The 25,852-nt window shown below is 61.5% G+C and carries 20 protein-coding genes; 5 read left to right on the top strand and 15 right to left on the bottom strand.

The annotated features are described in order from the left end of the window. Window positions 1-20: 20 nt before the first annotated feature. The gene (locus BM364_RS16185) at window positions 21-959 is read right to left on the bottom strand and encodes an aldo/keto reductase (RefSeq protein WP_092426436.1); all 939 of its coding nucleotides are present in this window, start codon (window positions 957-959) and stop codon (window positions 21-23) included. Further along, window positions 956-1,501, bottom strand: coding sequence for a hypothetical protein (locus BM364_RS16190; protein ID WP_139232612.1), 546 nt, complete (start codon window positions 1,499-1,501; stop codon window positions 956-958). The genes BM364_RS16185 and BM364_RS16190 overlap by 4 nt, the downstream gene beginning before the upstream one ends. A 223-nt stretch (window positions 1,502-1,724) precedes the next feature. Between BM364_RS16190 and BM364_RS16195 the strand changes: the two genes are divergently transcribed. The 5 genes from BM364_RS16195 (at window position 1,725) to BM364_RS16215 (ending at window position 7,073) form a co-directional block, all read left to right on the top strand. After that, complete coding sequence (locus BM364_RS16195) at window positions 1,725-3,320, top strand: ABC transporter substrate-binding protein (RefSeq protein WP_092426440.1); 1,596 nt, start codon at window positions 1,725-1,727, stop codon at window positions 3,318-3,320. Window positions 3,321-3,484: 164 nt separating this feature from the next. After that, window positions 3,485-4,492, top strand: coding sequence for an ABC transporter permease subunit (locus BM364_RS16200; protein ID WP_092426441.1), 1,008 nt, complete (start codon window positions 3,485-3,487; stop codon window positions 4,490-4,492). A gap of 1 nt (window position 4,493) precedes the next feature. Continuing rightward, window positions 4,494-5,396, top strand: a complete 903-nt coding sequence (locus BM364_RS16205; RefSeq protein WP_092426443.1) for an ABC transporter permease subunit — start codon at window positions 4,494-4,496, stop codon at window positions 5,394-5,396. A 4-nt stretch (window positions 5,397-5,400) separates the two neighbouring features. Continuing rightward, window positions 5,401-6,246, top strand: coding sequence for an ABC transporter ATP-binding protein (locus tag BM364_RS16210; RefSeq protein WP_092426444.1), 846 nt, complete (start codon window positions 5,401-5,403; stop codon window positions 6,244-6,246). After that, entirely contained in the window at window positions 6,246-7,073 is an 828-nt protein-coding gene (locus tag BM364_RS16215; RefSeq protein ID WP_092426446.1) for a dipeptide ABC transporter ATP-binding protein, read from the top strand. Before BM364_RS16210 ends, BM364_RS16215 begins: the two co-directional genes overlap by 1 nt. Before the next feature lie 102 nt (window positions 7,074-7,175). On the opposite strand, the gene BM364_RS16220 is transcribed toward BM364_RS16215, so the two are convergent. The 13 genes from BM364_RS16220 to BM364_RS16280 form a co-directional block, all read right to left on the bottom strand. After that, on the bottom strand, window positions 7,176-8,207 hold the full coding sequence (locus BM364_RS16220; RefSeq protein WP_092426448.1) for a Gfo/Idh/MocA family protein: 1,032 nt from the start codon (window positions 8,205-8,207) through the stop codon (window positions 7,176-7,178). A 64-nt stretch (window positions 8,208-8,271) separates the two neighbouring features. Continuing rightward, window positions 8,272-10,935, bottom strand: a complete 2,664-nt coding sequence (locus tag BM364_RS16225; protein ID WP_092426450.1) for a bifunctional diguanylate cyclase/phosphodiesterase — start codon at window positions 10,933-10,935, stop codon at window positions 8,272-8,274. Window positions 10,936-11,055: 120 nt separating this feature from the next. After that, entirely contained in the window at window positions 11,056-12,099 is a 1,044-nt protein-coding gene (locus BM364_RS16230; RefSeq protein WP_092426451.1) for a sn-glycerol-3-phosphate import ATP-binding protein UgpC, read from the bottom strand. A 3-nt stretch (window positions 12,100-12,102) separates the two neighbouring features. Continuing rightward, window positions 12,103-12,951 carry a sn-glycerol-3-phosphate ABC transporter permease UgpE gene (gene ugpE / locus BM364_RS16235; RefSeq protein ID WP_092426453.1) on the bottom strand — a complete coding sequence of 283 codons (849 nt, stop codon included), beginning with the start codon at window positions 12,949-12,951 and terminating at the stop codon, window positions 12,103-12,105. A 12-nt stretch (window positions 12,952-12,963) separates the two neighbouring features. Further along, window positions 12,964-13,848 carry a sn-glycerol-3-phosphate ABC transporter permease UgpA gene (gene ugpA, locus BM364_RS16240; RefSeq protein WP_092427184.1) on the bottom strand — a complete coding sequence of 295 codons (885 nt, stop codon included), beginning with the start codon at window positions 13,846-13,848 and terminating at the stop codon, window positions 12,964-12,966. Between the two features lie 130 nt (window positions 13,849-13,978). Further along, a complete protein-coding gene (ugpB, locus tag BM364_RS16245; RefSeq protein WP_092426455.1) occupies window positions 13,979-15,307 on the bottom strand; it encodes a sn-glycerol-3-phosphate ABC transporter substrate-binding protein UgpB in 1,329 nt (442 codons plus the stop codon). A 450-nt stretch (window positions 15,308-15,757) separates the two neighbouring features. Next, window positions 15,758-16,177 (bottom strand): tRNA (adenosine(37)-N6)-threonylcarbamoyltransferase complex ATPase subunit type 1 TsaE, encoded by a 420-nt coding sequence (tsaE, locus tag BM364_RS16250; protein ID WP_092426457.1) that lies wholly within the window; start codon window positions 16,175-16,177, stop codon window positions 15,758-15,760. Next, window positions 16,177-18,612, bottom strand: coding sequence for a sensor histidine kinase (locus tag BM364_RS16255; RefSeq protein ID WP_210186456.1), 2,436 nt, complete (start codon window positions 18,610-18,612; stop codon window positions 16,177-16,179). Before BM364_RS16255 ends, tsaE begins: the two co-directional genes overlap by 1 nt. Window positions 18,613-18,962: 350 nt before the next feature. After that, the gene (locus BM364_RS16260; protein ID WP_244542918.1) at window positions 18,963-20,927 is read right to left on the bottom strand and encodes a methyl-accepting chemotaxis protein; all 1,965 of its coding nucleotides are present in this window, start codon (window positions 20,925-20,927) and stop codon (window positions 18,963-18,965) included. A 249-nt stretch (window positions 20,928-21,176) separates the two neighbouring features. Next, window positions 21,177-22,580 carry an adenosylhomocysteinase gene (ahcY, locus tag BM364_RS16265; protein WP_092426461.1) on the bottom strand — a complete coding sequence of 468 codons (1,404 nt, stop codon included), beginning with the start codon at window positions 22,578-22,580 and terminating at the stop codon, window positions 21,177-21,179. 86 nt (window positions 22,581-22,666) lie between these two features. After that, window positions 22,667-23,176, bottom strand: coding sequence for a DUF2937 family protein (locus BM364_RS16270; protein ID WP_092426463.1), 510 nt, complete (start codon window positions 23,174-23,176; stop codon window positions 22,667-22,669). A 36-nt stretch (window positions 23,177-23,212) separates the two neighbouring features. Further along, entirely contained in the window at window positions 23,213-25,063 is a 1,851-nt protein-coding gene (locus tag BM364_RS16275; protein WP_092426465.1) for a glycosyltransferase family 2 protein, read from the bottom strand. A gap of 9 nt (window positions 25,064-25,072) precedes the next feature. Continuing rightward, window positions 25,073-25,714: an acyl-homoserine-lactone synthase gene (locus BM364_RS16280; RefSeq protein WP_092426467.1), complete on the bottom strand. Its 642-nt coding sequence runs from the start codon at window positions 25,712-25,714 to the stop codon at window positions 25,073-25,075. Between the last annotated feature and the right edge of the window lie 138 nt (window positions 25,715-25,852).

Raw genomic sequence — 25,852 nt, forward strand, 5'->3', positions numbered from 1 at the left:
CAAAAGAGGGGCGCGGCAGATTAGCGCCCGGCGGAGGTCAGCGCCTCGTTGTCTTCCTCGTCCAGGTTCAGCCGCACGCCGCGGGCAAGGCTTTTTACCTGATCGAGCGAGGTTGCCGAAGCGATGGGTGCGCTGACGCCCAGCTGAGCCACAAGCCAGGCGAGAGCGACTTCGGCAGCGTTCGCCTCGTGCTTCTGGGCAACCTGGTCGAGCGCATCGAGGATGCGGAACCCCTTGTCGTTGAGGTATTTGTCCATTCCGCCGCCACGCTGCGACTTGTTGGCATCGTCTTTCGAGCGGTACTTGCCGGTCAAAAAGCCGGATGCGAGGCTGAAATAGGTGATGGCGCCCACTTCGTTCTCGATCAGGTATGGACGCAGATCATCGAATCTCTCGCGCTCGTAGAGATTATAGAGCGGCTGGGTGACTTCGTAGCGCGGCAAGGTCTTGAGGATCGATGTCTCCTGAGCCGCCTTCATCATGGCGCTATCATAGTTGGATGCGCCGATCACCCGCACTTTGCCCGACCGGATCAGCACATCATAGGCGCCAAGGGTTTCCTCGTGTTCGGCTTCTAGGTCAGGCCAGTGGCTGAAATAAAGATCGATATAGTCGGTCTGGAGCCGCTTGAGCGAGGCTTCCACACTCTGCTTGATGGCATCGGCCTTGAGCCCGCCCGCCTCGTTGGCAGAATTGACCTTGGTGATGATATGGACCTTTTCGCGATTGCCGCGGGCTTTGAGCCACTTGCCGATGATGGTTTCGCTCATGCCTGGGGGATTGCCCGGAACCCAGTTGGGATAGCCTTCGGCCGTGTCGATGGCGGTAAATCCTTCATCGACGAAGGCATCGAGAATGTCGAACCCGCGCGCCTCGTCGACGGTCCAGCCGAAGACATTGCCACCGAGCACGAGTGGCTCGATCACCAGTTCGCTGCGACCAAGGGGACGACGGTTCATGGGAATTCTCCTTGTTGGCTCGTTTCGGGAACAACGCCCGGCGCTCCGTTTTGTTCGCCCGGCGGCACGCGCGGCGCGCACCAGTAAAGGGCTTCGGCAATCGCCGTCATCGACCCGGTCAGATCGATGAAGGCAAAGGGCGCATCCAGGTCGGCGCTATGGCGCAGATAAACGAAGGTTCCGTGCCGAAGCCGATCCAGGAGATAATCGGCATCTTCCATAAAGCGCGCATCATATGGGCCATCGCCGGCCTCCGCCATAAGCGCACGCGCCTCCCGATCAAGTGTCATCTCCCAGCCCCCGGCGCCGCCACCCGGACGGCTGGTATGAATATGGAGCCCGGTGGTGAAATCATCCTCGCAGCGCACGACAAGGCAATCATGAGCCTGCGGGCTCGCCGCGAGACTGCAGCCCATGGCGGCGCGATCGCCTTCGCCGGGAAGGGGCGAGAACTGCCATCCCGGCACCTGCGCCAGGGCGGGCGCCGACAATGCAAGCGCGGCACAGGTCACGGCAAAACGAAAGGAGCGGCTTTGAGTCATTGCGCTATCGATCACCAGCAAGAGCAGCCGGTCAAGCGGCACCTGCGCGGCCGAACGGATTCGGAATCATCCGTCCAATCTTGTGGAAATCGCGGCAACTGTCACACGATTGACCAAGTGGTCAATTTCACCGTTGCGCTTCCCAAAAAACTAGGCTTTGGTGTCGCCCAAGCCTCCGGTGGGGAACGCCGGAGAGCATGAATTACCTCGGGAGACCCCAATCATGAAATCGATGAAAACCCTGATGGCTGCGACCGCCATGCTGGCTCTTGCCGCTGGCGCCGCGCAGGCCAAGCAGCTGGTTTATTGCTCGGAAGCCTCGCCGGCCCATTTCGATCCCGGCCCGGTGACCGGCGGCAACGACTTCGACGCTTCGGCCCATACTATTTACGAACGTCTTGTCGAGTTCGCTCCCGGCTCGACCGAAGTCATCCCCGCGCTCGCCGAAAGCTGGGAAATCTCGGAAGATGGCACGGAATACACGTTCCACCTGCGTCCCGGCGTCAAGTGGCAGACCCTGCCCTATTTCACGCCCACGCGTGATCTCAATGCCGATGACGTGGTCTTCTCGTTCGAGCGCCAGTGGAAGGAAGACAGCCCCTGGTACAACTATCTCGAAGGCATGACCTGGGACTATTTCCAGGGCATGGACATGCCCAAATACTTGTCTTCGATCGAAAAGGTCGATGACCTGACGGTCAAGATCACGCTCACCGAGCCCAATTCGCCGATGCTGGCAAACCTTGCCATGCAGTTCGCCTCGATCGTTTCCAAGGAATATGCTGATCAGCTCGAAGCCTCGGGCGATCTTGCATCCTTCTCGACCCAGCCTGTGGGCACCGGTCCCTTCCAGCTGGTTGATTATCAGCTCGACACCGTCATCCGCTACCAGGCTTTCCCCGACTACTGGGACGGCAAGCAGCCGATCGATGATCTGATCTTTGCCATCACCACCGACGCCTCGGTGCGCGCACAGCGCCTGCTTGCCGGTGAATGCGATATCATGCCCTATCCGGCTCCGGCCGATCTCGACGCCCTGCGCGCCAACGAGAACCTGGTCGTCCAGGAGCAGGAAGGCCTCAATATCGGCTATATCTCCTACAACACGACCGAAGCGCCCTTCGACAATCCGGAAGTGCGCAAGGCCCTGACAATGGCGATCGACAAGGCCGCTATTATCGAAGCCGTTTACCAGGGTGCCGGTCAGGACGCCAAGAACCTGATCCCGCCCACCATGTGGTCCTATGACGACTCGATCGAAGCGGACGTCTACGATCCCGAAGCGGCCAAGGCAGCGCTCGAAGCGGCCGGCGTGACCGATCTGACGACCGACCTGTGGGCCATTCCGGTTTCGCGGCCCTATAATCCGAATGGCCAGCGCGTTGCCGAACTGATCCAGGCCGACTGGGCCAAGGTCGGCGTCACCGCCAATATCGTCACCTATGAATGGACCGAATATCGCGAGCGCGGCAAGCAGGCCGATCGCAAAGGCCCGTTCATGATCGGCTGGACCGGCGACAATGGTGATCCGGACAACTTCTTTGCCACCCTGTTCTCCTGCTCGGCCATCGGCGTGTCCAACTACTCGTCCTGGTGCAATGAAGATTTCGAGGCTGCCATCTCGGCTGCCAAGACCACCTCGGACCAGGAAGAGCGTACCGCGCTCTACACCCAAGCCCAGGAAATCTTTAAAGCCGAAGAACCTGCCATCACTCTTGCTCACAGCCGCGTCTTCATGCCGATGAACAAGAAGGTGCTCAACTATGTGATGAGCCCGCTCGGCAGCCACTCCTTCAAGGATGTCGACGTCCAGGAATAAGCATTACGGACGGCATGCAAAAAGGAGCCTCGATCCGGTCAGCCGGAGCGGGGCTCCGCCTTTTAAGACAGAGCGGGGGCCATCGCGCCTCGCCGCAACAGGAAAACAGGAGAGCCACGCAGGCCGCGAGAACGGCGCCGGGCGATCCAGGGGCGACCCATATCATGCTGAACTTCATCCTGCGCAAGCTTGCGCTTCTGATACCGACCATTATCGGCATCTCCATCTGCGCCTTTGCCTTTGTGCGCGTCTTGCCGGGCGATCCGATTCTGGCCATGGCCGGGCAACACGGCGTCACCCCTGAACGCTACGAAATCCTGCGCGAGCAGTTCGGCTATAACCTGCCGATCTGGCAGCAATATTTCAATTATCTCGGTGCCGTGCTGCAGGGCGATTTTGGTGTTTCGCTCGCCACCAAGCGGCCGGTGATCAATGAATTTATGGCGCTTTTCCCGGCAACCATGGAGCTGGCCTTCGTTGCGCTGTTCTTTGCCGTGGCCGTCGGCATACCGGCCGGCATCTTTGCTGCCATCAAGCGCGGCACCTGGTTCGACCAGCTCACCATGGGCGTGGCCCTCACCGGCTATTCCATGCCTATCTTCTGGTGGGGCCTGCTGCTGATCATCTTCTTTTCCGGCTATCTGGGCTGGACGCCGGTTTCCGGACGCATCGCGCTCACCTTCTTCCTCAAGCCCATTACCGGCTTCATGCTGATCGACACGCTGCTTTATGGCAACTGGCCGGCCTTTGTTTCAGCACTCCGCCATCTGATCCTGCCCGCTATCGTGCTGGGCACCATCCCGCTTGCGGTGATTGCGCGGCAAACGCGCTCGGCCATGCTCGAAGTCCTTGGGGAAGACTATGTGCGCACGGCGCGCGCCAAGGGCCTTTCGCCGCGCCGCGTGGTCAATGTGCACGCCCTGCGCAATGCCCTTATCCCCGTCGTCACCACGATCGGCCTGCAAGTCGGCCTGCTCATGGGCGGCGCGATCCTGACCGAAACCATCTTCACCTGGCCGGGCATCGGCAAGTGGATGATCGATTCCATTTTCAAGCGCGACTATGTGGTTGTGCAGTCGGGGCTCCTGATCATCGCCATGATTGTCATGGCGGTGAACCTGATCGTCGACCTGCTCTATGCCCTGATCAATCCGCGCATCCGGGTGCAATAGCATGACCGTATCCAACGAACCCGTTCCGACCAGCACCAAGCCCGTCTCGGGCCTGCGTGAATTCTGGTTCTATTTCTCGGTGAACCGCGGCGCCGTCATCGGCCTCACGGTCTTTACGATCCTCGTGCTGCTGGCCATCTTTGCGCCGCTCGTGGCGCCGCATTCGCCCGATATCCAGTACCGCGATGCGTTGCTGCGCCCCCCGATGTGGGATGCCAATGGCGACCCGCGCTTCATCCTCGGCACCGACCCAGTGGGGCGCGACATTCTCTCCCGCCTCATTCATGGCGCGCGCTATTCCCTGTTCATCGGCTTCTTCGTCGTCGTCGGTGCGCTTTTCGTCGGTGTGATCCTGGGCGTGCTGGCCGGCTACTTCCGCGGCTGGGTCGATGTGGTGATCATGCGCATCATGGACATCATTCTCGCCTTCCCCTCGCTGCTCCTGGCTCTTGTGCTCGTGGCTATTCTGGGGCCGGGGCTCTTTAACGCCATGATTGCTATTGCCATCGTGCTGCAACCGCATTTTGCACGCCTCGTGCGCGCTGCGGTGATGGCCGAGAAGAACCGCGAATATGTGACGGCAGCAAAGCTTTCGGGCGCAGGGCACTTTCGCCTGATGCTGGTGACGATCCTGCCCAACTGTCTTGGGCCGCTGATCGTCCAGGCAACCCTGAGCTTTTCCAACGCCATCCTCGATGCCGCAGCGCTCGGCTTTCTGGGCATGGGCGCTCAGCCACCGACGCCGGAATGGGGCACCATGCTCGCCTCGGCGCGCGAATTCATCATCAAGGCGCCCTGGGTCGTGACCTTCCCCGGCCTTGCGATCCTCGTCACCGTGCTCGCGATCAATCTCATCGGCGATGGCCTTCGCGATGCGCTCGATCCCAAGCTGAAGCGGAGCTGAGACCATGTCCCTGCTCGAAATCAAAAACCTCACCGTCGCCTTCGATACCTCGGCGGGCCTTTTCAAGGCTGTCGACGGAATCGACATTTCGGTCGAACGCCGGGAAGTGCTCGCCATCGTGGGCGAGAGCGGCTCGGGCAAGTCGGTCGCCATGCTCGCCTGCATGGGTCTTCTGCCCAAGACAGCCACCGTGACCGCCGACGTCATGCGTTTCGATGGCCGTGACCTGCTGACCATGAGCGATGCAGAGCGTAGAAAAATCATCGGCAAGGATATCGCGATGATTTTCCAGGAGCCCATCGCGAGCCTCAATCCGTGCTTCACGGTCGGCTTCCAGATCGCCGAAGTGCTTGAAAAGCACCTGGGGTTGTCCGGCCGCGCGGCGCATGCTCGCTCTGTGGAACTGCTCAACCAGGTTGGCATCCGCGATGCCGAGGACAAGCTCAAGGCCTTCCCGCACCAGATGTCGGGCGGCCAGTGCCAGCGCGTCATGATCGCCATGGCCATCGCCTGCAATCCGACGCTGCTGATTGCCGACGAGCCGACCACCGCGCTCGATGTCACCATCCAGAAGCAGATCCTTGATCTTCTTGTCACGCTTCAGGAAAAAACCGGCATGGGTCTGATCATGATTACTCATGACATGGGTGTCGTAGCCGAAACGGCAGATCGCGTGGTCGTCCAGTACAAGGGCCACAAGATGGAAGAGGCCGACGTTCTTTCCCTTTTCGAGAATCCCCAGTCGAACTACACGCGGGCGCTGCTTTCCGCCTTGCCCGAAAACGCGGTGGGCGATCGCCTCCCCACCGTTTCCGACATGCTGTTTGAAGCAGCGCCCGGAGTCCGCTGATGACCACACCTGTTCTGCAAGTGCGCGACCTCAAGCGCGACTATGTCACCGGTGGCGGACTGTTCCGCCCCGCCAAGGTGCTCCATGCCGTCAAGGGCGTGAGTTTCACGCTCGAAAAGGGCAAGACACTCGCCGTGGTCGGGGAGAGTGGCTGCGGCAAATCCACCCTCGCGCGCATGATCACGCTGATCGATCCGGCCACATCGGGCGAAATTCTGATCGATGGCATCCCCGCCAACGCCACCCATGTGACCCGCGAACTGCGCCAGAAGGTGCAAATCGTTTTCCAGAACCCTTATGGCTCGCTCAATCCGCGCCAGAAGGTCGGCGACGTGCTGGCCGAGCCGCTTTTGCTCAACACGAACCTTTCCGCCGCCGAACGACGCGACAAGGCTATGGCAATGCTGATCAAAGTCGGCCTCCAGCCCGAGCACTTCAATCGCTATCCGCACATGTTTTCGGGCGGCCAGCGCCAGCGCATCGCCATCGCCCGGGCGCTGATGCTCAATCCGAGTTTTCTTGTGCTCGACGAACCGGTTTCGGCGCTTGACCTCTCCGTCCAGGCGCAGATCCTCAACCTCTTGAAGGATCTGCAGGACGAGTTCGGACTGACCTATGTGTTCATCAGTCACGATCTGTCGGTCGTTCGCTACATCGCCGATGAAGTCATGGTGATGTATTTCGGCGATGTCGTCGAACACGGCACCCGCGACCAGGTCTTTTCCGACCCCCGGCACGAATATACCAAGACTCTTTTCGCCGCGACGCCTCGCGCCGATGTCGAGCATATCCGTGCCCGCATCGCGCGCAAAAAGGCCATGGCGTGATGTAGCCTTCATTCATCGGCACGCCCTCACCGCCCCGCTTGTTCGGGCGGTGAGGATTGCCGAGATAGGCTTGGCGGTGACGACTACAAACGCACCGGCCGATTAAACCGTGACGCGCCTGCCTTCCCTGCCCGAACGAATCAGCGCGTCGATCAGGCGGTGCACTGCCAGCGCGGTGCGGCCGGTCGAGACCGGTTGCCGTCCGTCTTGCACCGCATCGGCGAAATCAGCGATCTGGGCCATGTGCCAGTCGAAGGGGAAGGCCATGGGATCAGCGCCACCGCCCGAATTGCTTGCTTCCCCTACCGTTTCAACCCCGCCGTCGAACCAGGACAGCGTCAGATTGCCTCCAGTCAGGGTCGCACTCGCCCGGGAAAAGTTGAGCGTCAGGCTCTCCGCCCCGCCCGGATAGTTTGCTGTTGTCGCCATCAGCGCCCCAACCGCGCCATTGGCAAACTCCAGCCCCCCAGCTACGAAATCCTCTGTTTCCATCTGGTGGAGCCCGGTCGTGGCCGCAAGCGCAGTCACGGCCCGCACGGGACCGGTCAGACTCAGCATCAGATCGAGCGAATGGATGGCTTGGGTGATCAGCACCCCGCCGCCGTCCTGGGCGAAAGTGCCCCGCCCCGCCTTATCGTAATAGCCCTGTTGCGGCCGCCACCATGGCACCACAAGGTGGGCGGCCGCGAGCGTGCCGAGTTCGCCGCTCGCCACCTTTTCCGTCAGCGCCCTTGATGCTGCACGAAACCGGTGCTGGAAAATGATCCCCAGCGTTACGCCCGCATCCTCACAGGCCGCAACGATCGCTTCGGCCGCTTCGGTCGTGCGCTCGACCGGCTTTTCCATCAGGATATGCTTGCCGGCCCGCGCCGCCGCCTCGACGATCGGCTGGCGCGCATTGGGCGGGGTCAGAACCAGAAGGGCATCGACCTCGCTGTCCGCCAGCAAGGCTTCAAGGCTTTTGGCAGGGGGAAAGTCGTAGCTACGGCAAAAGTCTTCGAGCGCAGCCCTGTCGCGCCGCCACACTCCGCGAACCTCGATATGGTCCCGCAGGGCATCCAGCGCCTGCGCATGCGGCTTCGCCGCCATGCCTGCGCCCACTACACCCAATCCCAGCTTCTTATGCTTTGCCATTGCCATCCTCCGCAAATATTCGGCGGCTTAGCATGATTTGGCTCAGGCATGCTTCAAGGATCGATCAGGATGCGCAGGGCAGATTGCGTGTGCGCATGAAGACACCCAGATCCTCGCGCGCCATGGGCCGGGCAAAGGCGTAGCCCTGAAGAATATCGCAGCCGAGATCACGCAGAATGTCGGCGTGTTCCATGGTCTCGACGCCCTCGGCTATAATCTCGATGTCCATAGCCTTGCCGATGTCGACGATGGAGGAGACAAGCCGCCTCTGCCCTGGTTCGTGAAGGATCGGATCAACCAGTTGCCGGTCTATCTTGAGCCGCTTGGGCCGCAGGTTCTGCAGCGACACGATCGAAGCGTAACCGGTGCCAAAATCATCGATCTCAACGTCGATGCCCAGTTCCTTGATCTGGTCGATATTCCACCCCACGATCCCGTCGCTTTCATCGAGATAAATGGACTCCACCAGTTCGAAGGCGATACGTCCCGGTTCGATGTCGAGTTCGCGCAGGCTCTCTACCAAGCCTTCGTCGTGCAGCCTGCGCTGGGACACGTTGACCGAGGCGCGCGGGACGCCGAGCTCAGCCCCTTTCCAGTATTCGAGGTCGACCAGCACCTGTTCAAGGATCATGCGGTCGATCGCGGCAACGACGCTCAGTTCTTCGGCAACAGCCATGAAGGCGTCGGGACCACGCATGATGCCAGACGGAAGTTTCCAGCGCGCCAGCGCCTCGACCCCCACCACCTCATGGGTCTTGGCGCAGAACTGGGGTTGATAAAACGGCACAAAGGCATTGAGTTCGAGCCCGGCGAGGATTTCGTCGGCGATCCGCTTGGTGGTCACCACTTCCGCCTGCAGCGCGGATGAGAAGAACTCATAGCGGTTCCGGCCGCGGTCCTTGGCGCGATAGAGCGCGATATCGGCATTGATCAGCAATTGCTTGACGTCGATCTCGGGAACTGTCGCCGTCGCGATACCCACGCTGATGCCGAAGCGGCATTCATGGCCTTCGTGGATCACAGGCTTGCGCATGGCCTCGACGAGCCGGCTCGCCAGCCGCGCCAGCCCCTCTTCGCCAAAGCTGTTGCTTGAGAGGACAACGAATTCATCGCCTCCGATCCGCGCGACGAAATCGGTGTCCCGGCACGTGGAGCGCAGCACCTTGCTGGCATGGATCAGCATGGCATCGCCAGCGGCATGGCCGAGCGTGTCGTTGATCTGCTTGAACCGGTCGAGATCGATATGCAGTAGCGCCACCGTTCCCAAGCCCGCGAAACCCTTCTCGGCGCATTGACGCAGCGCCTCGTCGAGATAGCGCCGGTTCGGCAGGCCCGTCAGGCTATCATGGAGGGCATTGTGCTCGATGCGCTCCTTGGCCGCTTCCAGCTCTGAATTGCGCGCTTCGGTTAGCGCCTTGGCCCGCCGCAGGTCATCGTTCAGCGCCACGTCCGCGGTCACGTCCCAGTTGACGCCCATGACAGAGCGCGCTGCGCCATCTGGATCCTGCAGCACGGCTATGGAGCGGATATGGCGCACCGTCCCGTCAGCCAAGAGCACGCGATAGTCGGAGGTGTAGCGGCCCTTGATGATGGACTCACGGAATTCGCGGTCCGCCCGCGCCTGGTCTTCGGGATGCACGACCTTCTGCCAGTGGTCATGCGTCCGCGTCGTGCCGTCCGCCGGCAGGCCGTAGATCTCGTTGGTGCGCGCGTCCCAGGTTTCCTCGCCGGTTTCCAGATCCAGCTCCCACAGCCCCACTTTCGAAGTTTCCAGCGCCAGATTGAGGCGCTGAGTCTGCTGCATCAGTTCCACTTCGCGCTGGCGCAGGCGCTCGATATAGTGGAACCGCTGCCGGAACATGCCACCGCCGATCCAGAACGGCAGAATGATCAGCGAGCCGCCAAAGATGATGGCGCCGCGCGTCAGCCATAGCTCGACCGGCGCGGTGTGCCAGCCCTCCTTGGGCGCAGCCATGATCTGCCATGTGCCATTGGGCAGGGCGACATAAGCCGAGACCGGGTTGCGCGCCACAAGATCGGGGCCGAAAAACCGCTGGCCCGCATTGCCCCTCCCATCATGCCCGATAATGGCAAGATCGAGCTGACTAGCGGCGCGGGTTATGCCGCTATCGGCATAAAGCTTATCGACATCGATGACCGCAGAAACAACGCCCCAGAATAGCCTCTCGCTTCCCGTCTCCGCGTTGAGGTAAACCGGAAAGCGGCCGATCAGCCCCTGGCCACCCTGCACCAGGTCAAGAGGCCCGGCCAGCACAAGGCGTCCGGTCTCCATGGCGCGGCGCACCGCATTCCACTGATTGGGGAAGTCACGATAATCAAGGCCGATCGCCGCCTCGTTGCCGCGGAGCGGGTAGCTCATGGAAACGACGAGGTCGGGGGCCGCGGCCACGGAGCGCAACTGGCTGCGCTCTCTGAAAATGTTGGAGGCGAGCGCATTGAAGCGCTCCACATCCATGTCCGGTTCGGTCGCGAGCACCGAGACGAGGCCACGCACCAATTGCACATTGCTGGCCACATTGCCTTCGAGCCGGGCGCGGATGACCGAGACCTGGCTCGTCACCGCGGCACGCATCCGCTCCCCGCTTAGACTCTCGGCCTGGCGGTCAAGAACGAAGCCGGCGATCGCCACCACCGTCATTACCAGCAAGGCGGGCACGAAACTCGCGCGCCGCCACTCTCTGGTTCTGCTGCCCTTGTTCTGAACCATGCCTCTACCCGCAGGCCGAAACGCGGCCATCGGTGGAGATACTAGGGTAGCCGGAATTGATCAGAGCCTTACCGGAAGGCGAGATTTCAAGGCGTGGTAAACAGTTCCGAAACGGACTGCTCAGTCGGTCCGGAGGCCCGTTCCCTTGTTGAACGGATGGAGTGCGCCAACAGGCAGAACGAAGGAGAGCCAGTCGCCTTCGGCAAGGTTTGGCCGTCCCTGCAGCACGATGGTCACGGTCTGCTCCATGGCTTCAAGGCGCACATAGACATGGCTTTCTCCGCCGACCGGCTCGATCAGTTCCACCTTGCCGGAAAGCGTCATGCCTTCGCCATCGACAGCAATGCTGTCGGGACGAATGCCGACAATGTCGGTGCCCACCGGAAGAAGTGAGGCCAGATCGTGCCCGGAGGCAGAGGCCAGAGCCTCGAGGGAAAAAAGATTCATCGGCGGGGAGCCGATGAAGCCTGCAACGAACAGCGAAGCGGGACGATCGTAAAGTTCGATCGGCTTGCCCACCTGTTCGATGCGCCCCGCATTCATCACCACGAGACGATCGGCGAGCGTCATCGCTTCGAGCTGATCGTGGGTCACATAGACGCTCGTCGTCTTGAGCGAGCGCTGCAGGCGCCGGATCTCGATGCGCATCTGGCCACGCAGCTTGGCGTCAAGATTGGACAAAGGCTCGTCGAAAAGGAAGGCCTTGGGCTGGCGCACGATAGCGCGGCCCATGGCGACGCGCTGACGCTGCCCGCCCGAAAGCTGGCGCGGCTTGCGCTCGAGAAAGGGAGAAATCTCGAGGATTCGGGCCGCTTCATTGACCCGGCGATCGATCTCGTCGCGCGGCGTGCCGCGATTCTTGAGACCATATTCGAGGTTCTGGCGCACCGTCATATGCGGATAAAGCGCATAGTTCTGGAACACCATGGCGATGTCGCGCTCGGCAGGCTCTTTATGGTTCACCACTGAACCGCCGATCGAGATGGTGCCATCCGAAATGGTCTCGAGCCCGGCGATCATGCGCAACAGGGTGGACTTGCCGCAGCCGGAGGGGCCGACCAGAACCACGAGTTCGCCGTCCCCGATTTCCAGATCGAGCCCATGAATGGCCGTGACATTGCCCTGGTAGATCTTCTTGACGCCTTGAAGCGAAATGGGGGCCATGGTTTATTTCTCCGTTTCCACGAGGCCTTTGACGAACAGGCGCTGCATGAAGATGACGACAAGGACGGGTGGCAGCATGGCGAGCACGACGGCGGCCATAACCAGATTCCACTGAGGATCGGCATCGGCCACCGCGGCCATGCGCTTGATGCCCATGACGATGGTGTAGAATTTGGTGTCCGTGGTGACGAGCATGGGCCAGAGATATTGCATCCAGCCATAGATGAAGAGGATCACGAAAAGCGCTGCGATATTGGTGCGCGAAAGCGGCAAGAGGATATCGCGGAAGAACTTCATGGGACCGGCTCCATCGACCCGGGCGGCCTCCATCAACTCGTCAGGCACGGTCAGAAAGAACTGGCGGAACAGGAAGGTCGCGGTGGCCGAGGCGATGAGCGGAATGGTGAGGCCAGCATAGGAGTTGAGCAGCCCAAGGTCCGAGACCACCTTGAAGGTAGGGATGATGCGGACCTCGACCGGCAGCATGAGGGTAATGAAGATGATCCAGAAGGCAAGGATACGGAAGGGAAAGCGGAAGTAGACGATGGCATAGGCCGAAGTGATGGAAATGGCGATCTTGGCGACCGCGATCAGGATCGCCATCAGCAGCGAATTGGCCAGCATCAGCGTCAGCGGCGGAGCGCCCGAAGTCGACATGCCCTGCCCCAGCATGCGCCCGTAATTGTCGAGCAGATGCGGACCCGGCAAGAGCGGCACCACGCCGCGCAGGAAAGCGCCGCCGTCATGGGTCGAGGCGATGATGGCGAGATAAACGGGAAAGGCGATGATGGCGACGCCCAGGGTCAGGACGGCATGGGTGAGGATGTTCAGCCAGGGACGATTTTCGACCATTACTGCGGCTCCCTAGTACTGCACGCGGCGTTCGACATAGCGGAACTGGATCACCGTCAGGACAATGACGATGAGCATCAGCAGAACCGACTGAGCCGAGGACGAACCGATATTGAGGCCGAGGAAGCCGTCGGCATAGACCTTGTAAACCAGGATGTTGGTGGACTGCGCTGGCCCACCCGAGGTTGTCGCGTCGATGACGCCAAAGGTGTCGAACATGGCGTAGTTGATGTTGACGATCAGAAGAAAGAAGGTCGTGGGCGAGAGCAGCGGAAAGACGATGGTGAAAAAGCGCTTGAGCGGCCCGGCCCCGTCGATCGCCGCAGCCTCGGAAAGCGAGGCCGGCACCGATTGCAGACCTGCGACAAAGAACAGGAAATTGTAGGAAATCTGCTTCCAGCTGGCCGCCAGCACGATCAGGATCATGGCCTGATCGGCATTGACGCGATGGTTCCAGCTGACCCCGAGCTGACCGAGCACATAGCTCAGAATGCCGATCGAGGGATTGAACATGAACCACCAGAGAATACCGGCGACCACCGGGGCCACCGCATAGGGCCAGACCAGCAGGGTCGTATAGATGCGGCTCGCGCGTAAAAGCCGATTGACCGCAACGGCAAGGACCAGCGACACGCCCATGGCGATCACCGTCACCAGCACCGCAAAGATCAGCGTGCGCCAGAGCGAGTTGAGATACATGGGGTCGGCGAACAGACGCGCGTAGTTGTCGAACCAGATGAAGGTGGTGCGAAAACCGAAGGGATCCTCGCGCTCGAACGATGATTTGGCGGCCTGAAGCGCGGGCCAGATAAAGAAGATCAGGGTAATGGCCAGCTGCGGCGCGAGCAGCGCATAGGGCAGCCATTTGTTGGGAAAAATCGTGCGTTTGGTTTGCATCTTCTTTTCTTCCAGCGCGCCTGCCGATGCCGCATCGCTGCGGACAGGAAACGGAGGTCCCCGCTTTTGCGGGGATGACATCGAGAGCGGGAAAACGTCCCGGACCAATGCCCGGGACGCCGATCAGGACTTACTGGTTGGCGGATTCGAATTCGCGCAGGATTTCGTTGCCACGGGCAACAGCGCTGTCGAGAGCTTCCTGGGCGGTCTTCTGTCCACCGAGAACAGCTTCGAATTCCTGGTCGATCACGTCACGCACCTGGGTCAGGTTACCGAAACGGATGCCCTTGGAATTGTCCGAAGGCGTACCACGGGTGATCTGCTCGATCGCAACGTCCGAACCCGGATGCTCGGCATAATAGCCCTGCTCCTGGCCCAATTCGAAAGCGGCGTTGGTGATCGGCAGATAGCCGGTGTCCTGATGCCAGGAGGCCTGGACTTCGGGCTGGCTGAGATAGGTGAAGAATTCAGCGGCGCCGGCATATTCAGCTTCGGACTTGCCGTTGAGCACCCACAGTGTCGCGCCGCCGATGATCGAGTTCTTCGGCTCGGCGATAGCGTCGTCATAATAGGGGAGCGGTGCGAAACCGACCTCAAAGCCGGTCGCATTGGCCACAACGCCGGCACGCGAGGCCGAGGAGTTCATGTAGATGGCGCATTCGCCCGAATAGAACAGCGGAGGCGCATCGACGCCGCCGGCCGGGCCACCATACTTGAAGGCGCCGGCATCGGACCACTTCTTGAGGTTATCCCAGTGGCGGGCCTGCAGCTCGCCGTTGAATTCAAATTCAGTACCGAGGCCGCCGAAACCGTTCTGCAGCGTGCCATAGGGCAGGTCGTGAATTGCCGACAGGTTTTCGGTCTGCACCCAGCTCACCCAGCCGGTGGTGAAGCCGCAGGTGGCAGCGCCCGATTCAAGGATCTGGGTGGAGAACTCTTCCACTTCGGCCCAGGTACGGGGAGCCACTTCGGGGTCAAGGCCGGCCGCTTCGAACACGTTCTTGTTGTAGTACATGATCGGGGTCGAGGAATTAAACGGCAGCGAGAGGATATTGCCTTCCGCATCCGAATAGTAGCCGGTGACCGGAGCGAGGAAGCCGGCGGGATCCCACGGCTGGTTGTTGTCGGCCATCAGCTGGTACACTGGGTAGACAGCGCCTTTGGCGGCCATCATGGTGCCGGTACCCACTTCGAAGACCTGCACGATGGCGGGCTGTTCGTTGGCGCGGAAGGCCGCGATGGCAGCGGTCAGCGTTTCGGCATAGGTGCCCTTGAAAACCGGGGTCACGACATAGTCGGACTGGGATGCATTGAAATCGTTGGCGATCGCCTCGAGCTTTTCGCCCAGCTCGCCACCCATGGCATGCCACCAGGTCACTTCGGTCTGCGCAAAGGCAACCGTGGTCGAAAGCATCAGCGAAAGGGCGGCAAGCCCGGCAATGCCATTCAGGTTCTTCATGTCTTGTCTCCCGTCGGGCCGGATCGGCTGCAAGCCGTCCAACACCTGCCAGCTCAATGTGAAGCGCCGGGCATTCGGAGGCGAGTCGAAACCAGATCCGAAACAAACCCGATAAAAACCGAAAGCCATGGCGCGCAAGACGCGCTCCCTTGCACCGGGATGGCGTCATGCGCAGCACGATTTATTGGCGCGGTTTAACGGCTGCGTGACAGTTGCTTGTCAGTTCCGTGACAGTGGATAAGGGTGGGAGGCCATGGGGGATTGGCTGTTGCAGCAGCCCTCAGGGTGAGGTGCGGAGCGAAAGCGCAGCCTCGAACCACGGGGGCGTGGTGCGGCAGCATCGGGGCACTTCCCTCGTCCTTCGAGGCTCCGCTCCGCTGCGCACCTCAGGATGAGGAGCTACTGGTCGCGCCGTGCTGTGCATTGAGGGAAGTGGATGTGGATGAGTGGCTACCGCCGCTCCATCCGCATCACCCTGCCTTTCCCGCCCGGCGGGATGGCGAGCGCGATCACGATGGTTGCAGCATCGGCGACATAGGGGGCGCGATCGGCCCATTCCACCAGGACGATGGCGCCGTGCGTATCCAGAAGCCCGAGTTCATCGGCTTCGTTGGGATCGCCCAGCCGATAAAGATCGGCGTGCAGAACCGGGCCACGCGCGGTGTCATAGGGCTGCACCAGAGAGAAGGTGGGCGAGGGAATTTCTAGATCCGGATCCTCTGCCAGGGAGCGGATGGTGGCACGCGCAAGAGCGGATTTGCCGGCACCCAGCTCACCTTCGAGGCTGACGATATCGCCCGGTACCAGCGTCGATGCCAATTCGGCGCCAAAGGCGATCGTGGCCGCATCGTCGGCGAGAAAGCGCTCCATTATTCGGCGACACCGGCAAGGGCTGAATCGCGCGGCAGATTGACGACGATGCGGCTGCCGCGCGGCTCGCGTTGCTCGGCCGAGATCGTGCCGCCGTGAAGGTTGACGAAGGTGCGCACGATCGAAAGGCCGAGCCCCGCCCCGCGCTGGCGGCCGCCGGCATGGGTGGCGTCGAGCCGCGTCAGGATGGCGGAGCGCATTTCATCGGTCAGGCCCGGCCCCTCGTCCTCGATTACGAAGAGCACGCGGTCGAGCCGGTGCGACACTGTCAGGGCGATCTGCCCGCCGGGGGGAGAGAAACGGGCAGCGTTCGAAAGCAGGTTGTAGAGCACCTGCACCATGCGCGTGCCATCGGCGATGAACTGAGGCAGGTCCGGATCGATCGTCACGGTGAGGTTGATCGAGGCTTCCCCGGAGAGTTCTGGGAAAGATGCGCTGAGACCCGCCTTGGCCTTGTCGATCAGTTGATGGATGTTGAGCGGCTCGGGATTAAGCTCGGCAATACCGGCGTCGACCGAAGCCAGATCGAGGATATTGTCGATCAGCACGCCCAGCGTCACCGAGGAGGCGCGGATATATTCGATATAGGCGCGCTGGCGCTCGTTGAGCGTGCCGCCTTCGGTGCCGGCCAGAAGATCGGCAAAGCCGATAATATTGGTCAGAGGGCTGCGCAGCTCGTAGGAAACGTTCTCGACAAAGGCGTCCTTGAGCCGGTCCGCCGTTACCAGCGCGTCGTTGCGCTCCTTGAGGACCTTGGAATAGCTGGCGCTCTCGGTCACATCGAGAAAGGTCATCATCGTCTGCCCGTCGGGCAGGCGCGTCGTGGCGTAGTCGATGAGCCGGCCATCCGCCCGCTCGATCCGCCCGGACTTGTCGGTGCGGGTGGGGTTGAGATCGATGATATTGCGCTTGAGGTCGCGCCATATCTTGGCAGCCCCGTCGACCGCTTCTCCCGAAGCCTCGGCAATCTGGTCGATATGGGGATGCTCGCCCAGCGTGTTCATCGGCAGCTTCCAAAGCGAAGACAGCCGGGGATTGCTCAGCGCCAGCCGCCCATTGGTGCCGAACACCGCTACCGCCTCGGTCAACGCGTTGATGGTTTCGCGCTGCACATTGCTCATGGCCTTGTTGGCCGATTCAAGTTCAAGCCGCTCGGTCAGATCCTCGAAAACATAGATCACGCCGCCCTGCGCACCCGCCGGTGCGCTGATTACCTTGATAGTCCGCCCATCGGGCAGATGCCAGGGATCGGCCTCGAAAGGCGCCTTGCGCGTGTAGCTCTCAAGGTGCTTTGCCCGCCAGGTGTGATAATCCACCTGATTGGGCAGCATGCCCTCGGTTCGCAGCTTATCGAGAATGGCGCGCTCATCGAGCCCAGGGGTGAGGAAGCGGCGTTCGAGCCCCCAGAGGCTGGCATAGGCCTGATTGAACTGCACAAGTTCGCGACGCGCGTTGAAGATGGCGATCGGGGTCGCCAGCGCATCGATAATCCCTGCGACATGGCCCAGCGCTGGCGGGGCAGCGCTCTCGGGCACCGTGGTTTGGGCATCGGCAAGTCGCGTCAGGTAGCCGGCCCGACCTTCGGCCACCGGCACCTCCACAAGCTCATAAAGCCCGCTTTGGCTCAGGTTGACGCGGCGGCGCACCGGCTCGGATTGGGCGCGGCATTGCGCCAGATGCGCCTTGGTCTGGTCAGGATCGAGCAGTTCGGCGGGGGCATCGGTCCGGTCGGATTTACCCAATTGGCGACAAAGGGCTAGATAGCTATCGTTCACAAAGATCAGCCGGTCCTGGGCATCGCGCAAGAAGGCGGGCTTGTTCAGAAGCCGCAGCACAGCCGTAACGCTGGCATGGTCGCCGCCCTCTGGCACAAGATTGGCGCGCGACGCGGCATCGGGTTGGAAAAAGGCAGGTCGCAGGCGCACGGCTGCACCACCCCCGGCCAACCAGCCGGTCGCGCGGATCAGTCGTCCGTCGAGCGCATCGAGGCTGGCGCTGAACGCCCGGCCTTCGACGCGCAGCTTCTCAACGAGGGAAGCGAGCCGATCCGCTTCGCTGCCGCTGAGCCAGGTATCGAAATTGAGAACGCTCATCGGCTGGCGGCCGGGCGGCAGGACGGCTGCGGCCTGCCCCAGGAGGCGCGGCGGCGTGCCGGCCAATTCGGGCCAGACAATGGTCAGTTCGCGGCTGCCGCCGATCAGATTTTCATAGTCATCGACCAGCGCCCGCAGGCCGGCAATCTGTTCATGAGCCTTGCGCTGGGCGAGCTTGCCGTCGCGCAGCAACTGGCGCAGCAGGGTTACGGCCACAAGCGCGAAGCCGCCTGCACCTACCGTCACCGCGATGGGCACGATGCCACCCATATGTGCTGTCGCGGTACCCTGGGCCAAGGCGGGGACGGCCGTTATCAGGGTAAGTGGGGCGGACGCAAACACTGCGAATCCCCAACGCTTCCGGAACCGATCCGGCGCCATAGATAGCCCTCGCTACTGTTGTTTCTTGGCAAGTCCGGCCGTTCGGCCGGTACGCGTGCACAAACAGGCGCCTAAACGCGGCTATCCCCAAAGGGATTCCAAGGTGCCCCCGAACCGAACAGCGTGTCCCCGCGCCGTTCGAATCACCACAACATACCCATGGGTGGAATCGGGAAAAAGAGTCCTTATGGCTGTGCTTTGCGGGCAAAGCGCAAAGGAAGCGCTTGACCGGGAACGAACTAGAAACGATTTGGTAACCATTTCGCAGCGTTTGGCTGGACAGGGCGGCTTTGCCGCCCCGCCCGATTCGATCAGAACTCGGACCAGTCGTCCTTGAGCGCTGCATTGCCATGGCTGAGATAGGCAGAGGCGGCAGCTCTTGTCTTTGCCTGGACTGCGCGTACGCTCTCGGCGGGCTGCGCCTGTCGCGGTGCGGCGGTGCGGGTCGGTTGCGCGTCGGTCGTGAACACATCGACGATCAGGTCGAGTTCAGTTGCCTGCGCCTCGGTCTGTTCGATGGCGGCATTCACCTCTTCGACGAGCGCAGCATTGTGCTGGGTCATCTCGTCCATCTGCCGCACGGCGGTATTGACCTCGTCGATTGATGAAGCCTGCTCGTTGCTGGCCCGGGCAATGTCCCCCAGAAGCGCGCTGTTGGCCCGCACCGCTTCGAGCATGGCGGCAAGCTTGTCGGCGGCAGTGGCAACGAGCTTGGAGCCGGTGCCGACTTCCTGAGCGCTCTGTTCGATCAGCACCTTGACCTCGGCCGAAGCCTGGGCGGCGGACTGAGCAAGCCGCCGCACTTCCACCGCAACCACGGCAAAGCCCTTGCCCGCTTCCCCGGCCCGCGCCGCTTCCACCGAGGCATTGAGGGCCAGAAGATTTGTCTGGAAGGCAATATCGTCGATCATGCCGATGATGTTGGAGATCTTGGCCGAGGATTGGGTAATCCGCTCCATGGCGCTGTTGGCCTCGGTCATCACCGCACCGCCCTCTTCGGCAGCCACGGAAACCGCGCCCGCCTTCTGGCTCGCATCGGCGGCCTTGCGGGCATTCTCGCCCACGGTCTGAGCCAGCTGCTCCATGGCGGCAGACGTTTCCTCGATCGTTGCAGCCTGTCGCGTCGTGCGCTCGGAGAGATCGTTGGCGCCGGCCAGGATCTCGCTCGTCGCCGATTTGAGCGTCCCCGACGTGCCGCGCAACTGTCCCACGATATCGGTGAGCTTGTCGGCGACTTCGTTGATGTCGGACTTGAGCTTGGCAAAGGCGCCACGATGCTCGCCGCGCATGCGCTGGGTCAGATCGGTGTTGGCGAGCGCACTCAGAACGGCGCCGGTTTCCCCCAGCCCCTGCTCGACGCTGTCCACCAACGAATTGACCGAGCTTGCAAGGGCATTGAGCTCGGCATCCGGGAACTGCGCCGGCACACGGCGGGTAAAATCGCCTTCGATAGCGGCGTCGACCACATCGCCAAAAGCACGTTGCAATTCCACCATCATCTTCTGGCGCTCTTCCTGGTCGCGAATGATCCGGGCGGCTTCCGCCTCGGTCATCTGCGCAACTTTGAGGCCATTTTCGCGAAAGACTTCGACCGCCCGCGCCATGGCGCCGATTTCATCGCGGCGTGCCGTGCCCGTGATCTCTGTCTCGTAAGCGCCATCGGCAACCCTGAGCATGGCGCCGTTGAGCGCTGCCATGGGCCGGGCAATCGAACGGGCAACCACCATACCTACGAGTAAGATCGCAACGACGATCGCCAACGTTGCTGTCCCGCCTTCGAGAACCGACTGCCAAAAGATCGCATCGACCTGATTGAACATGATGCCCGAAGCTATGCTCCACCCCCAGGGGGCAAAGCCTTGTGCATAGGAGACCTTTTCAGCAAGGCCACCTTCAGGCTTTAGAAAAAGATAGGTCTGGAAGCCGGAGCCATCTGCTTTCACCTTCTCCACCAATTCCTTGATAAAGAGGGTGCCACGACCATCTTCCTCAAGGGCGCGGTTCGATCCCTGCTTTTCAGGCTTGGTGGGATGCATGAGGAGCGTGAGATCATAGGTGTCGACGAAGAAGTATTCGTCGCCCTGGTACCGCATGCCACGCAAGGTCTCGAGCGCCAATGCCTTTGCTTGGTCTTCGGTAAACTCGCCGCTTTGCGCCCGATCATAAAAGCTCTGGACGGAGGAGACGGCGGTTTGCACCACGCTTTGCAGCTCTGTTCGCTTGAATTGCTCAAGGCTTACCCGCTGATTGTAGAGCTGGTAGGTCACCACGCTCATCAGCCCGACCGCAAAAATAAAAAGCAGGCCGTACAGCCTGCGAGACAAACTACCGGTTAACCAGTTCAACATTGTAGACCCCAGGAAATTCACCCAAGCTGACGGTGACGCGACGGCAGTTTTGGTGTTCTGGTGACTAAATCGCTCATACGTCGTTAAGCGTGCGTAAATCATAGGCTGAAATTCAGCACTCACACGCCTAGAACAAAAGGGGCCGTTTCCGGCCCCTTCTCATAATCCTTCTGAGGATCAGTAGCGGTATTCGTTGGACTTGAAAGGTCCGTTTTCGCTGACCCCGATATAGTCGGCCTGGGTCTTGGTGAGCTTGGTCAGCTTGGCGCCGAGCTTGGCCAAGTGCAGTTCGGCGACCTTTTCATCAAGATGCTTGGGCAGCACGTGCACGCTCTTGTCGAGCTTCTCGCCATTGGTCCAGAGTTCGATCTGGGCCAGGGTCTGGTTGGCAAAGGATGCCGACATCACAAAGCTCGGGTGTCCCGTGGCATTGCCCAGGTTCACCAGACGACCTTCCGAAAGCAGGATCAGGCGCTTGCCATTGGGCTGCTCGATCAGATCGACCTGCGGCTTGACATTGGTCCACTTGAAGTTGCGCAGGCCCTGCACGTCGATCTCGTTGTCGAAGTGGCCGATATTGCAGACGATGGCCATGTCCTTGAGATTGCGCATGTCGTCGACCATCAGGACGTCGCGATTGCCTGTTGCGGTCACGACGATATCGGCGCGGTGGGCCGCCTCTTCGAGCGTCACGACCTCGAAGCCTTCCATGGCTGCCTGCAGGGCGCAGATGGGGTCGACTTCGGTCACGAGCACGCGAGCGCCGGCGCCGCGCAGCGATTCCGCCGAGCCCTTGCCCACATCGCCATAGCCGCACACGATCGCAACCTTGCCGGCCAGCATCACGTCAGTGCCGCGACGGATCGCATCGACCAGCGATTCACGCGTGCCATATTTGTTGTCGAACTTGGACTTGGTGACCGAGTCATTGACGTTGATGGCCGGGAACGGCAGTTCGCCCTTGGCTTGCAGCTGATAAAGGCGCATCACGCCCGTGGTCGTTTCCTCGGAAACGCCGCGGATGGCATCCTTGATTGCGGTGAAGAAGCCGGGGGTCTTTTCAAGCCGCCGCTTGATGGTGGCAAAGAAGATTTCCTCTTCCTCGTTGCCGGGCTTGGCCAGCACCGAGATGTCCTTTTCGGCCTTGGCGCCTATCAGCACATACATGGTCGCATCGCCGCCATCGTCGAGGATCATGTTGGGTGTCTCGCCATTGCCCCAATCCATCATGCGGTCGGTGAAGGCCCAGTATTCTTCCAGCGTTTCGCCCTTGTGGGCAAAAACTGGAATTCCGGCGGCCGCGATCGCGGCGGCTGCATGATCCTGGGTCGAGAAGATGTTGCACGAAACCCAGCGCACCTCGGCGCCGAGCGCCACCAGCGTTTCGATCAGCACGGCGGTCTGCACAGTCATGTGCAGCGAACCAGCAATACGCGCGCCCTTGAGCGGCTGAGCGGCGGCATATTCCTCGCGGATCGCCATCAGGCCCGGCATTTCGATCTCGGCGATTTCTATTTCCTTGCGGCCGAAATCGGCCAATGCGATGTCCTTGACCGCGTAATCGGTGGTCTGGCGAGTCATGCTCGGTCTCCGGAAGGGAAGTGTTGCCCTCCCATACGCTAGCTGGGCCACGCCTTCAACCGCACATATAAAGAAATGTTTATATCCTATGAACGTCGGTAAACCGGCCGGCGGCGCCGAAACGGCATGGCGCAGACCTTGACCAGCGCAGACAGGATGGCGAAGCCGACGAGGAACCCGGCAGCGGCATAAAGAATGCCCTCAAGCGTGAACGGCACGGCCGGCTGGTAGTTTTCGAGCGTGCGCTGGCCGATATCGCTGTCGAGATAGGCGGGCAGAGACTGGAGGCGCTCCACCGGCCCCGCGCCCCTGATGCGTGCCAGGGTCTGGCTCAGCCGGTCATAGCGCTGAAAGGTGGCGGTCATCGAGGTGCCGCGTCCGGCGAGGAAGTCGTCGTTGGACGCATTGAAGCGGTCGAGCGCTTCCTGACGCGACAGGCCACCTTCGGCCGCCGCCCGGTCGAACTCTTCGGTCGCGATCCGCAACTCGTCCACGGCCCCGCCCAGCCGCTGGGTATATTGCTGGGCATATTCGGGAAACTGGCTCAGGATCAGCGCCATTCCCACCCCACCCACACTGGCCAAAATGCGCCGCATGGAGCCACTCCTTGTCCCGCCGCCTGGGCAAACCTGTCACGACTGCCGCCAGCGGGGCAACAGCCGGCGGACGATGGGATAGGCTTTTGTTTTTTTGAAGGACGGAACGTGGCTGGTTTTGATCCAGTGATGCGGCCGGGTCGCGAGATCGTAGAGCGCCAGCAGCGTCGCCCAAGCAATGGCGAGCCAGTAAAAAGGCAGCAGCACCTGCCAGAGCGCCAATCCGGCCTGCCCGCTGCGCATCAGCCCCACCGTGTTGGAGAGGATTGCCACGCCGTGCCCCGCCAGAAGCACGAACACGCAGGTGGCCGACCAGAGATCTAAAACGGGCAACGGGACGCCGCCCATCGCCAGAAAAACAAGCGCTGCCAAGAGAAAGCAGGTGTGAAGGAGCGGAGAAAGTACCATGCTCAAAACGATGACCTGAAAGGCCGCGAACCGCCACCAACCGAGGTCGCGCAGCAGCGTCCCGGGATGGCGGTTGTGCACCAGAAAGGTCTGCATCCAGCCCTTCATCCAGCGGCGGCGCTGGCCCAGCCACACCCTGAAAAGCTCCGGTGCGTCTTCGTAAGTCACGGTGCTGCTCGTGCCGCAGGCAATGCCGCGCCGCGCCAGCCGCACACCGAGATCTGCGTCTTCGGTGACATTATAGGCGTCCCAACCCCCGATGGTGCGCAGGCTGGCGAGACGGAAATGGTTCGATGTCCCCCCAAGCGGCATAACCACGCCCCAGCGCGCCAGGGCGGGCAGGAAGACGCTGAAGAGGCCGGCATATTCGCCGGCGAACAGAGAGGGGAAGACGCCGCGGTCGCCATTGGAGATTACGAGGCGCGACTGGATGCAATGCAGGTGCGGCGCCCGCCGGAACTGGCCGAGCACCCGTCGCAGCTGATCGGGCTCGGGCCGGTCCTCGGCGTCGTAGACCACCACGAACTCGCCCCGGCAGAATGGCAGCGCGAAGTCGAGCGCCTTGGGCTTGGTCAGCGGCATGGCATGGGGCACTTCGATCACCGAAAAGGCAGGGAACTCCCGGTGACGCCGCAGCGCCGCGACCGTTTCGGCGGATCGCTGTTCCACCACGAAGATGATCTCGAGCCTGTGCCAAGGATAGTCGAGCCGCCGCAGGCCGTAGCAGAGCTGGTCGACCATGCCCGCTTCATCGCGCAGCGGCACAAGGATGGAATAAAGCGGCAAGCCTGTCTCATCGTCCCGCGCGACCGCACGGCAAGGTCTGGGCGGTGGAGACAGCACCGAAGCAAGCCGCAGGCCGGTCGGCAGGAGCATGAGCCCGGCCCAGATCGGAACGAGCCAGACGGGCGCCACATAGGGCATGACAAGCAGCAGGGCGACAGCCATGGCCAAACCGACGATGAAGCCGATGCGCACGAGCAGTGTCAGGTCGAGGTGGGCAGCCGCGAAGGCCCAGTTGCGGGAGATCGCGTGGCGCGCCCCCTCGATCAAGGCGGGGCTGGCCACTTGCGCAAGATGGGCCCGCATGGTCGCCATGGAAACGATGCAGATCCGTCGCCTGATGTCGCTGTCATGCCCCCGCATTGCCCCCAGCCGCAACAGCCCAAAAAAATCGGGAGCCATATAGGCGACATCCCGGTCGATGGTCCGGACCCGCAGCATCTGGATGGTTCCAAGATGTTCGAGCCTACGTGGCACTTCGAGGTCGTTGCTGGGCGGAATGGATTCGAAAAACACAAGGTCGAGGTGAGCCGCCGCGCGTGCCAGCACCGTATCCATGCCTACGCCAAGCCGATTGGCCGCATGCACCAGGGGGTCGATTTCGCCGAGCAGCGCCTCTTCAAGCAATTGCTCGGCGCCACCATCGCACCCCGCCTCTTCCATGATCGCACGCATGAGAGGCAAGGCGCGGTGCATCCGGACCTCCTACATGCCGAGGGGGGCGGATGGAGGCGTGAAGACGAAGGAAGAAGCCGGGATGAGCACCTGGCTCATCCCGGTGGCCCGCCGCACTGTGTAGAGGGCCTGCTCGGAAACCGCGATCCAGGCGGCGACAGTGGCCTTGCCATCCACCAGGGCAGGTGGTCCGAGCGGTGTTATGGTCCAGCCCACGCTCGTGCCGTGCTCGAGCATGGCGAGGGAGGAGACGAAGGTGATGAAGGAATAGCCCTCGGACAGGGCATATTCCATCATCGCGCAGAAAAGGGCTGCAGACTCGGGTGCGCGCCGCCGGCCCTCGCGTCGATCAGGACGAACGTAAAACCGTGTCCAATCGGCCCCAAGCGAGAGGTCAGTGGGGAAATCTCCGTGCACTAGCCCGTGAAAGACTGTCTGCAGCAAGTTCGGTCTATCGAGAGGCGTGATGCGCGATCCGCCGACAAGCTCACCGCGGTCGGTGAGCAGAAGATGGGTCGCATCTTCATTGTCGAACCGGTCGATATCGCGCTGGTCCTCCCGGCGCAGGGCCTCCCATCCCTGCAAATCTACAAATATCCTGTGACGCAGGCGGTAGTTCGCCTCCATCAGCGGGTGATCACTGTTTCTGCCACGCACGACATGAACCTGCATCACCCTGCCTCCGAAGCGGCCTGCAATCGACGCAGAAAGGTGGCACGGCGCGTGGTGCCGCAAAATCGTCAAAAATCCCAATAGCCAAAATTTTAACAAAGGAAAATAGTTTTCCGACAGCCATTTGACGTCAGCATC

The organism is Devosia crocina (assembly GCF_900116545.1).
Classification (GTDB): Bacteria; Pseudomonadota; Alphaproteobacteria; order Rhizobiales; family Devosiaceae; genus Devosia; species Devosia crocina.

Excerpts from the sequence above, each read along its gene's own strand:
- BM364_RS16185 (WP_092426436.1), bottom strand. The coding sequence starts at position 959 with ATGAACCGTCGTCCCCTTGGTCGCAGCGAACTGGTGATCGAGCCACTC.
- BM364_RS16190 (WP_139232612.1), bottom strand. The coding sequence starts at position 1,501 with ATGACTCAAAGCCGCTCCTTTCGTTTTGCCGTGACCTGTGCCGCGCTT.
- BM364_RS16195 (WP_092426440.1), top strand. The coding sequence starts at position 1,725 with ATGAAATCGATGAAAACCCTGATGGCTGCGACCGCCATGCTGGCTCTT.
- BM364_RS16200 (WP_092426441.1), top strand. The coding sequence starts at position 3,485 with ATGCTGAACTTCATCCTGCGCAAGCTTGCGCTTCTGATACCGACCATT.
- BM364_RS16205 (WP_092426443.1), top strand. The coding sequence starts at position 4,494 with ATGACCGTATCCAACGAACCCGTTCCGACCAGCACCAAGCCCGTCTCG.
- BM364_RS16210 (WP_092426444.1), top strand. The coding sequence starts at position 5,401 with ATGTCCCTGCTCGAAATCAAAAACCTCACCGTCGCCTTCGATACCTCG.
- BM364_RS16215 (WP_092426446.1), top strand. The coding sequence starts at position 6,246 with ATGACCACACCTGTTCTGCAAGTGCGCGACCTCAAGCGCGACTATGTC.
- BM364_RS16220 (WP_092426448.1), bottom strand. The coding sequence starts at position 8,207 with ATGGCAAAGCATAAGAAGCTGGGATTGGGTGTAGTGGGCGCAGGCATG.
- BM364_RS16225 (WP_092426450.1), bottom strand. The coding sequence starts at position 10,935 with ATGGTTCAGAACAAGGGCAGCAGAACCAGAGAGTGGCGGCGCGCGAGT.
- BM364_RS16230 (WP_092426451.1), bottom strand. The coding sequence starts at position 12,099 with ATGGCCCCCATTTCGCTTCAAGGCGTCAAGAAGATCTACCAGGGCAAT.
- ugpE (WP_092426453.1), bottom strand. The coding sequence starts at position 12,951 with ATGGTCGAAAATCGTCCCTGGCTGAACATCCTCACCCATGCCGTCCTG.
- ugpA (WP_092427184.1), bottom strand. The coding sequence starts at position 13,848 with ATGCAAACCAAACGCACGATTTTTCCCAACAAATGGCTGCCCTATGCG.
- ugpB (WP_092426455.1), bottom strand. The coding sequence starts at position 15,307 with ATGAAGAACCTGAATGGCATTGCCGGGCTTGCCGCCCTTTCGCTGATG.
- tsaE (WP_092426457.1), bottom strand. The coding sequence starts at position 16,177 with ATGGAGCGCTTTCTCGCCGACGATGCGGCCACGATCGCCTTTGGCGCC.
- BM364_RS16260 (WP_244542918.1), bottom strand. The coding sequence starts at position 20,927 with ATGAGCGTGGTGACCTACCAGCTCTACAATCAGCGGGTAAGCCTTGAG.
- ahcY (WP_092426461.1), bottom strand. The coding sequence starts at position 22,580 with ATGACTCGCCAGACCACCGATTACGCGGTCAAGGACATCGCATTGGCC.
- BM364_RS16270 (WP_092426463.1), bottom strand. The coding sequence starts at position 23,176 with ATGCGGCGCATTTTGGCCAGTGTGGGTGGGGTGGGAATGGCGCTGATC.
- BM364_RS16275 (WP_092426465.1), bottom strand. The coding sequence starts at position 25,063 with ATGCACCGCGCCTTGCCTCTCATGCGTGCGATCATGGAAGAGGCGGGG.
- BM364_RS16280 (WP_092426467.1), bottom strand. The coding sequence starts at position 25,714 with ATGCAGGTTCATGTCGTGCGTGGCAGAAACAGTGATCACCCGCTGATG.